Genomic DNA, 9,926 nt, shown 5'->3' with positions numbered 1-9,926 from the left:
CACTGCAGCAGCGGCTACTCCAACTGGCATCGCTTCAGAAACAGGGTACTGCTCTGCCTCAACTCAGAGACAACATTCTTCCTGGAACCCCAGCCAACAAGCAGGGAATGGATAAACGAAAAGAAAAAGCGCACAAAAAAGGACTGATATCTGTACTGATATCAGTCCAAACCGATAATTTCGATTTTATCTTTCCGCTTTCGTGGGAAAGGCATTTTCCCTCAATTAGTGACACCCCATCAATCAGGATAGCCCGCTACTTGGAAAAGTGCCTTTTATTTTAGCTGCTTTCTTTTGCTTGATGATGGAATCTGTAATTGTTGACGATATTTAGTGATTACTCGTCTGCTGCAGTGCAATTCTAACTCATTTAGTTTTGTAAGAATTTTATTATCAGAGAGAGGATGAGTTTTATCTTCATTACTTACAATTTCGAGAATTGCTTTTTTTATTGAGTCACTACTATCACCAGAAGTTGTTTGAGAAACAAGTAAGTTTTTTAATGGATATGTTTCACCGTGGAATGTGTAGTATTTATTATTTAATGTTCGTGAAATTGTTGATTCATGGAATCCAATTTTATTTGATAATTGAGAAAGTGTACAAGGCATTAGCTCATCATCATACAAGAAATATCCTTCTTGAATTTTAACTAATTCGTTTGCAACTAATAAGACAGTTTGATTTCTTTTGGTTAAATTCTCAATTAAAAAATTGGCTTCATTAAAATACTCTTTCATTTTTTTATTATTTTTTACTTCTTCAAATAACTTATCATTGATCATAATATCTGGCTGATTTACTGGTGTGATAAGAATATTAGAATCCTCAACTGAAATAGCTATATCTGGTGAGATGTAACGATCATTTGAGGTGTTGTAATTGTTACATGGGAATGGGTTACAACTTCGAATTTCATAATATAAATGATCAATTTCTTCTTTTTTTAAACCTGTTTCCTTTTTTATAAGTGAATAATTTTGAGTTAGTATAGTATCCTTAAATCTATTAAAGATAGTATAACTTTTCATTTTATTATTTCTTTTTAGCTGAATCAAAATAGAGTCAATAGCATCTTCAGCACCAACTCCGCATGGTTCTAGACTTTGTAATATATTTAAATGCTTTGATAAAGTGTCTTCGTTAATATTTAAGTCATTTAAATATTGATTAATAGGGTAACTTAGGAAACCGGCATCATCTAACGATTCTATTAAGTATTCCATAATTGATTGATCATATGTATACGACAACGCACTCAGCTGATAGTAAAGATCCTCCTTAAGTGTATGTGTACTTGAAAAACTTTCTATAAACTGTTGAGAGTCATAATTAACTGTTGATTTTGATTCGATAAAAGGATTAGTTTCAAGAACTTTTTGCACTAATTTATTAATATCATCAGTGTTTTCTTTTAAGAAATCCAATGATTTTAAAATTTTCTGATTTAATTTTAATGTTTGCTTTAGTGTCTGATTATAATGTAACGTTTGTTTCAAAATCATCACCTCCAATTATATATAGCAAAAATCGTGCCAATTTTTTAAATATATTATAATAGAATTTTAATGAAATTACACCACTTGAATGTACAAAGTAATTGTTTTATCCTGGATAAGAGGTGATTTTTATTGAATGAAAAAATAATGATATTAATTGACAGCTACATGGAACAAAAATTATTTGATCAATGTCAAGCTGCACATATTTCTAAAGAATTAAAAATCAGTAGAAATCAATTAACAAGAATTTTAAATGAACTTTTTGATGAAAAGAAACTAATCAAAGTAAAAACTAATCCTATTACTTATCTTGATAGAGAAGCTCTTGAAAGAAAGTATAAAAAGAAATTGACTACTGATGAATATAAGTCTATAGATGCTTTGGAAAACGAATTAACTAATCAGGAACAACTGATGAATTTTGAGAAACTTATCGGACATAATGAAAGTATGTATCAGATTGTTGAGAAAATTAAAGCAACAGTTTCATATCCACCTATTGGTTTACCTATGTTATTCTATGGTCCAACTGGAACAGGTAAATCATTTATGGCTAAGTTGACATATGAATATTGTGTTGATACGAATTTAATAGAGTCAGATAAGAGTTTTGTACAGGTAAACTGTTCTGAATATGCAAACAACCCTGAACTTTTAACTGCCAATCTGTTTGGATATAAAAAAGGCGCATTTACTGGTGCAGATAATGATAATATGGGACTTTTACATTATGCTGATGGCGGTGTTTTATTCCTTGATGAAGTACATTGTTTAAGTGCTGAATGTCAGGAAAAGTTATTTTTATATATGGACCAAGGGATTTATCATTTAGTGGGGGACAATAGTAAATGGTGTAAATCAAGATGTAGAATTATTTTTGCAACTACAGAATTACCTGAAAAAGCTTTATTAAAGACATTCCTAAGACGTATACCTGTAATTTTAACCGTACCGTCGCTAGCACAAAGAGGTCAAAATGAAAAGCTACAACTAATGTATAGTCTATTAAAAAAGGAAGAAAAACGTATTGGGAAAAAAATTTTAATTTCATCCAATGTTTATGAGCTTTTACTAAATCATACATTTGTTGGAAATATTGGTGAACTAACGAATGCTATTCAAGCAAGTTGTGTTAGTGCGTTGTACAATAGCAATTCCGATACATTGGAAATTCATGCTTATGATCTTCCGCAGGCTATCAAGAACAATTTTGATTTATCTAATATTGTAATGAAGAAACATAAATTAGTATCGTTAGATAAATTATTGCCAGTTTCTGAACAAGGAATAATTCTTGAATTTTATAAGGAATTAGTTTCACTTGACAGAAATCAGAAGTTTGCGTTAAGAGCTCAAAGCACGATAGAAGATTATTTTGAAAAGTTAATATTCAATAATCACAAAGTGGATAATTTAGCATATATAATTAACTATCTTGAAAAAATAATTAACAATATGACTGAACATTATGGATTTAAAATGTCTCATAATGAATTGATTGCAATTGCAAAATATATTTCAGAGTTTTCTAAAAATACATATATTACTAATAATTGGATTAATGAAAACTATGATGAGGTTAATAATTTCAAAAAATATTTAAGCTCAGATTTTCATCATGAATTTGAAATAGGACAAGAAATTTACCAGCATTTAAAGAATAACATGAATCAAGATATTGATGATTTTGTTGGATTTATCATTTGTATTTGTCTTATTAAGTACTTTGCTCATTCAGGTGATGAAATGACAGTCGCTATGATTATTGCTCATGGTTATTCTACAGCTAGTTCTATCGCAGAAGCTGCAAATCGTATGTTAGATACATATATTTTTGATGCTATAGATATGCCACTGGATGTAGATGTAAAGACAATTACAAGAAAGATTAATGATTATTTAGCTCATGTGGGCAATATTTCGAACTTGTATCTACTAGTTGATATGGGATCGCTTGAAGAGATATATCAAGGACTTGATATAAATAATGTGAATATTGCCTTAATTAACAATGTTAATACAAAGTGTGCATTGGAAATTGGACAGGGAATTAAACTGAAGAAACCGGTGAAAGAAGTAATAAATTCTGTATTACGAGAAAATTTATATAGAACGCATGTTCAGTTAAAGAAAAAGAAAGAGAAGGTTATTCTTTGCTCATGTGCCAGTGGTCTTGGAACAGCGACAAAGATTAAGGATATTCTTTTACAATCCTTACCTGAAAACGTGAAATTGAAGATTATTACATATGATTATCCTGACCTTGTAAAAAAAGATGTCTATAATCAATTAGCTAATGAATATGAAATTGTCTGCTGTATAGGTACCTTAGATCCTAACATTGAATCTATGAAATATATCGGTATACAAGATTTAATTATTAACGAAGGACAAAATGCAGTAGAAGTTTATTTCGGTAAATGTATGTCTAAGGAACAAATAGCATTATTTGAAAAGAACATACTACATAATTTTACCTTATCTAATGTTATGAATAATATTACAATATTAAATCCAGATAAATTGTTAGAGCATGTTGCAAGAGCGTTAGATCAATTACAAAGCAATTTACATAAAAGATTTAAAAATAGAACAAGCTTTGGTTTATATGTTCATGTATGCTGCTTAGTTGAACGATTGGTTACAAGACAAGCCATAACAAATTTTACAGATGAACATTTTAAAGAAAAGCATCAAGATTTTATTGATCAAGTTCTAATATCGATGCAGGAAGTTCAAAGATTCTATAACGTCGAAATCCCTGAAGAGGAAATAGAATATATTTATAATTATATTATTAGTGATTAACGTGCCTTATTGGCACGTTTTCTTTTTTTGATGAAGATTATCATATTTATTTGTTTTAATGAAGCGAACATCATAACGAGTATCTGAAGTGTTATAAAACGAAAGTTGGCACGGATGTTGCTTGTAGATAAGTGAACATCAAATCGAGTATCTAAAGTGCATCGAGACAAAAGTTGGCACGGATGTTGCTTGTAGATAAGCGAGAATTCTATTTGTGATCTAGACTATCCAAATGAATGTAACTCAAACACTTGTAAGAAATTGAAGAAAGGAGAGTGGATTTATGGCAAAAATAATTCTTGCTTCACATGGTGGATTATCAGCAGGAATGTTGGATTCAGTAAAAATGATTGTTGGGGAATTAGCAGAAGGAGTGGAAACATTTAGCTTACTTCCAGGATGTAATCCTAATGATTATGTTGAAGAGTTAAGAAATAAAATTAAAAATGATTCTCAACAATACGTAATTGTGTGTGACATCAAAGGCGGAAGCGTATATAACGCATTAATTCAATTATTAGATTTAGATAATGTGGAATTAATATCTGGGATGAACATGAATATTGTCTTAGATATCGTGATCAAGAATGTTAGTGGAAATATCGATATTGAAAATGCTATGCGAGAAGGTAAAGAAGGCATTCAATGGAAAAACGTTAATAACATTACTGACAATGTTGATAATGAAGATTTTTAAAGGAAGGTGAAAAAAGATGTTAGTAGGTTTAAGAGTAGATCATCGATTATTGCATGGTCAGGTTGCTTTTTCTTGGACAAGTGCATTAGGTGCTGATTGCATTTTAATTGCAAACACAGCTGTAACAAATGATCCATTAAGAAAAACAGCAATCAAAATGGCTAAACCAGCAGGTACTAAGCTTGTTATCAAAAATATTGAAGATTCAATCAAATCTTTAAATTCAGGTGTAACAGATAAGTACAAATTATTCGTGATCGTAGAAAGTGTTAAAGATGCATATGAGCTGATGACAAAAGCAGACATTCATGCATTAACACTTGGTGGTACAAAAGCAACAAGTGAAACAAAAAATATTTCAAAAGCAGTTAACTTAACAGATGAAGAAATTTCACTTGTAAAGGAACTAATCGAACGTGGGGATGATATTGAAATTCGAATGGTTTCAACAGATAAAAAAATATTAGCAAAAAATGTTTTATAAAGGAGGAAAAATTTATGGTATTAAAAGCATTTTTGCTTGGGTGTATTGCATTTTTAGGGAAATGCGACTTAGCAACAGGAACTAACCAGTTACAGAGACCGATCATTCTTGGCCCACTTGTAGGACTTGTATTAGGGGACTTTGAAGCAGGTATTACAATTGGTGCAACATTGGAATTAGCTTTCTTAGGTTCTTATTCAGTAGGTGCATTTATTCCACCTAATGTAATTGTTGGTGGTGTATTAGGTACTGCTTTTGCAATTGTTACAGGAAAGGGTCCTGCAGTTGCATTTACAATGGCATTCCCAATCGCGTTATTAGCAGTTGCTATTGATAATGTATTCTTCTCATTAGTTAGACCATTACTTGCTAGAATGGCAGATAGTTTTGCTGAAAAAGGTAATGTTCACATGGTAAGTGTTATTCATATGTGCACTGGTTTCTTAACATGTACAGTTTTATTCTTAATGGTATTCCTTGGGTTCTCAGTTGGATCTGATGCAATGAAAGCATTTGTTAATGCAATTCCAGAAGTTATTACTAATGGTTTAACAATCGCTACAGGATTATTACCTGGTATCGGGTTTGCAATGTTAGCTCAGATGATTATGAACAAAAAAGTTGTTCCATTCTTTTTCTTAGGATTTGTATTATCAGCATATTTCAAATTACCAGTTGTTGGTATCGCAATTCTAGGTATTATTATCATTTTCGCAATGCTTGATTTTACTGGAAACAAAGATCAGCTTGCTACAAATATTGGGGAGGTAGATGACGATGACTTCTAAAGTGGATACACCAATCAATGCGGAAAACGGTGGCGTTATTACAAAAAAAGATTTAGTTAAAATGTTCTGGAGATCATTACCAATGGAATTCTCATGGCATTATGAAAGACAGATGCACATGGGATATGAATTCATGATTGGTCCAGCATTAGAAAAAATTTATAAAGATGATCCAGAAGGATTAAAAGAAGCTTTACACAGACATCTTGAATTCTTCAACTGTACAGCTCATGTAACTCCATTTATTGGTGGTATCTCATTAGCTATGGAAGAAATGAATAAAAATAATGAAGACTTCGATGCATCATCAATCAATGCGGTAAAAGCAGCATTGATGGGTCCGCTTAGTGGTATTGGGGATTCACTTATCTTAGGTACACTTCGTGTATTAGCTGTTGGTATTGGTACTTCATTAGCCGTTAAAGGTAATGTATTAGGTCCTATCTTATTCTTCTTAATTTTCAACATCCCAACTTTCATCTTACGTTATGTATGTGCAATTAAGGGATATGAATTAGGAGCAAATTACTTAGAGAAAGTTCAGTCTTCTGGACTTATGGAAAAATTCATGCTTGCAGCTTCTATCTTAGGGGTAATGGTTATTGGCGGTATGACTAATGAACTTGTAGCAGCAAAAACTGCATTAAAAATTGGTAGTGGTAAATCAGCAACTGAAATTCAGAGTGTCTTAGATGGTATTATGCCAGGTTTATTACCATTAGCAGCAACAGGTTTATATTACAAATTATTACAGAAAAAAGTAAATGTAATTTTAATTATTATTGGCACAGCAATCTTCGGAATTATTTGTGCACAGTTTGGAATTTTAGCAGCGTAAAAAAATATTTGAAAAGAGGTTATGAACTATGTTTAATTTTGACGAACAGAAAGTATTTGGAGATCATCAGAATGGGGTTAATATGATCCCACAGGTAGAAAAAGTAGTAGATAAAATTTGTGAAGAAGGATATAAAAATATCTTCTTAGTTGGTATTGGTGGAACATTATTATATGCAGGACAGATTTTCCATACAGCACGACAGTTAGGGTGCTCTTTACCATTATATTTAACTAATGCAACAGACTTCTTATATGAAGGTGATGCAAACTTTACTAAAGACTCAGTTGTAGTAGTTGCTTCATTATCAGGTCATACAATCGAAGTAGAACAGGCAATTGATAAAGCACATGAAGTTGGTGCTAGAGTAATTGGTTATGTAGAAGTATTAAATACACCAATCGCAGATAAAGTTGACGAATTAGTAAATACTGTTGGTGGTGAATACTACTGGTGGTATACAGTTGTATTAAGATTCATGAAAAATGCTGGACAGTTTGATCAGTACGATGAATTAGTCAGTGATATGCAGAACTTACCTAAAGATATTGTTCAGGTTTATAAAGATGCAGATGCACAGATGAAAGAATATGCAGACAAATATTCAGATTCACCAATCACATATTTAGTTGCTTCAGGTAACTTAGAAGACTGGGCACATTGCTATGGTATGTGTATCATGGAAGAAATGCAGTGGATGCGTACACGTCCTATCTCAGCAGCTAACTTCTTCCATGGTTTATTAGAAGTAATTGAAAAAGATACAACAGTTTTATTAATCAAGGGTGAAGATAAAACAAGACCAGAAATGGATCGTGTAGAAAACTTTGTTGGTAAGATTTGTGCAAATGTTACAACTATTGATACAAAGAACTTTGAATTACCTGGTATTAGAGAAGAATTCAGAGGTATCTTATCACCAATCGTTATGAGATCAGCATTTATGAGATTAAATGTTCACTTAGAACACAATAGACGCCACCCATTAGATATCAGAAGATACTATAAATGCTTAGAATACTAAAAACGAGTAAGGCTTTTTAAAGCCTGCTCGTATTTGTTATTATGATTAAAGCAGTTATTTTTGATATGGATGGTGTAATCTTTGATAGTGAAACAATGTATATTAAAGATCTGATGAATTTTTTTGAACAATATGATATTAAGATTAAAGAGAAGGACTGTATTCCACTTATTGGTATTGATAATAAAAAATACTACGAACAAGCGTATAAATTATGGCAAGAAAAGACAGATTTTCTAACATTCAACATTCTCCTAAAAAAATATTTTCAGTCATTAAATCGCGATTATCAATCTGTTGTCAGACCAGAAATTTATTCTGTATTAAAAAATATAAGTTCAAAATATAAAATTGCATTGGCATCTTCATCACGTTTCTATATAATTAATGATGCGTTACAAAAAGCAAATTTAGATCACAATTTTTCACTTATTGTAAGTGGCGAGCAATTTAAAGAAAGTAAGCCAAATCCAGAAATATATTTATATACGTTAAATGAATTGAATGTTGCAAAGAATGAAGCTCTGATTATTGAGGATTCACCAAAAGGTATAGAAGCAGCTAATAAAGCAGGCGTAAAAGTTCTTGCTTTGAAGGATGAAAAATTCAATATGGATCAGAGTAATGCAGATATTATAATTAATAATTTGAATGAAATAATGAATTATCTTTAAAGGAGGTAAAGGTATGAATTTAATGCTTATTGCCATTGCAGTTATTGTTGTTGTAGGTTTGATTCCAATTCTTCTTAGAAGAAGGTTAATTAATACTTATTTAAGATTACTTCAAAAAAATGACATTAATGGTGTTGAAATGTTAGTGGCTAGTAAATTAGCGAAAACCATTTTACCTCAGTTTAATAGAGAATATATGCTATTAAATTCATATATTAGAGCAAATGATAATAATAAGGCAGAAGCTAAGGTAAATAAAATTATCTCAGAAGTTCCAATGAATGATAAGCAAAAAGCAACTCTTGCTAGTCAAATTTTTTACAAATACATCGAAAATCAAGATGAAAAAATGACAGATAAAATTGTAAAAATGATGAGTGAAACAAAAGAATATGCAATACATCGTCAAATGGATATGATTAATGATACTCTGGTAAAGGGTGGAAACAAATATTTAGATGAGTTAAAGACAGATGTTGATGATGAAGAATATCGAAATGTAAATAAAGATATTTCTTATCAGGAATTCTTATTAGCGGTCATTTATAAAAATATGAATAATAGTATACAAGCTAATAAATATAAGAATATGGCTTTACGTGATAGTAAAGGAACTTCTTATGAATCATTAATTCATTCACAATTATCGTATTTAAATGAAAATGTATAGTTATAAAGAATACCTCAATCTACGAGATAATAGTGGCTGGAGGTATTTTCTTTGATATGAAAAAAGGCATCTTTGAGATGCCGATGATCTTCCAAACTGCGGGAAATCATCTTTCTGTTACTTTCAGTGGGTTTCTGGAAATATTTTCCAGTACCCGCTCTTTTTTGATCTGCGGGAAAGGCATGGGGTACAATAGTATCATACAAATCCTTCAGAAAGAAAAAGTGTGATGAATCTCCCTGACCAAAGTTTGATTCATCACCCATCATACGACAATATGATAATACGACAATATTCAAAAAAAATCAATACATGCGACAAATTCAGATTTATTGAGGATTTCAGAAAAGAATACAGACCCGCTGAAATCATTGAGCATCTCCGCAGGAAGATGAGCGGTTTCAGATGGCATATCCATTCTTACGTGGAGAGAAGCTACTC

Annotated in this window: 10 protein-coding genes; 9 read left to right on the top strand and 1 reads right to left on the bottom strand. The window is 31.2% G+C overall.

What is annotated here, in order from left to right:
* A partial coding sequence (locus T513_RS12520; RefSeq protein ID WP_035877016.1) for a hypothetical protein occupies positions 1-284 on the top strand: 284 nt, incomplete at its 5' end.
* Here T513_RS12520 and rpoN read toward each other — a convergent pair.
* On the bottom strand, positions 276-1,499 hold the full coding sequence (gene rpoN, locus T513_RS0108955; protein ID WP_201783607.1) for an RNA polymerase factor sigma-54: 1,224 nt from the start codon (positions 1,497-1,499) through the stop codon (positions 276-278). The two genes, T513_RS12520 and rpoN, sit on opposite strands and share 9 nt — an antisense overlap.
* A gap of 132 nt (positions 1,500-1,631) precedes the next feature.
* Between rpoN and T513_RS0108950 the strand changes: the two genes are divergently transcribed.
* The 8 genes from T513_RS0108950 (at position 1,632) to T513_RS0108915 (ending at position 9,485) form a co-directional block, all read left to right on the top strand.
* Positions 1,632-4,310 (top strand): sigma 54-interacting transcriptional regulator, encoded by a 2,679-nt coding sequence (locus T513_RS0108950; protein WP_238551740.1) that lies wholly within the window; start codon positions 1,632-1,634, stop codon positions 4,308-4,310.
* 283 nt (positions 4,311-4,593) lie between these two features.
* The gene (locus tag T513_RS0108945; protein ID WP_031589826.1) at positions 4,594-5,007 is read left to right on the top strand and encodes a PTS sugar transporter subunit IIA; all 414 of its coding nucleotides are present in this window, start codon (positions 4,594-4,596) and stop codon (positions 5,005-5,007) included.
* Between the two features lie 16 nt (positions 5,008-5,023).
* Positions 5,024-5,491 (top strand): PTS sugar transporter subunit IIB, encoded by a 468-nt coding sequence (locus T513_RS0108940; protein ID WP_031589825.1) that lies wholly within the window; start codon positions 5,024-5,026, stop codon positions 5,489-5,491.
* Between the two features lie 14 nt (positions 5,492-5,505).
* A complete protein-coding gene (locus T513_RS0108935) occupies positions 5,506-6,279 on the top strand; it encodes a PTS mannose/fructose/sorbose/N-acetylgalactosamine transporter subunit IIC (protein WP_031589824.1) in 774 nt (257 codons plus the stop codon).
* Positions 6,269-7,117 (top strand): PTS system mannose/fructose/sorbose family transporter subunit IID, encoded by an 849-nt coding sequence (locus T513_RS0108930; protein ID WP_051654426.1) that lies wholly within the window; start codon positions 6,269-6,271, stop codon positions 7,115-7,117. Before T513_RS0108935 ends, T513_RS0108930 begins: the two co-directional genes overlap by 11 nt.
* Before the next feature lie 28 nt (positions 7,118-7,145).
* Positions 7,146-8,141: an SIS domain-containing protein gene (locus T513_RS0108925; protein WP_031589822.1), complete on the top strand. Its 996-nt coding sequence runs from the start codon at positions 7,146-7,148 to the stop codon at positions 8,139-8,141.
* Between the two features lie 41 nt (positions 8,142-8,182).
* On the top strand, positions 8,183-8,815 hold the full coding sequence (locus tag T513_RS0108920) for an HAD family hydrolase (RefSeq protein WP_031589821.1): 633 nt from the start codon (positions 8,183-8,185) through the stop codon (positions 8,813-8,815).
* A 13-nt stretch (positions 8,816-8,828) separates the two neighbouring features.
* Entirely contained in the window at positions 8,829-9,485 is a 657-nt protein-coding gene (locus tag T513_RS0108915) for a hypothetical protein (protein ID WP_031589820.1), read from the top strand.
* Positions 9,486-9,926: the final 441 nt, after the last annotated feature.

This window comes from Kandleria vitulina DSM 20405 (assembly GCF_000702065.1).
Taxonomy (GTDB): Bacteria; Bacillota_I; Bacilli_A; order Erysipelotrichales; family Coprobacillaceae; genus Kandleria; species Kandleria vitulina.
The sequence above is the reverse complement of the archived record's forward strand: the minus strand, read 5'-3'. Positions and strand labels throughout refer to the sequence as shown.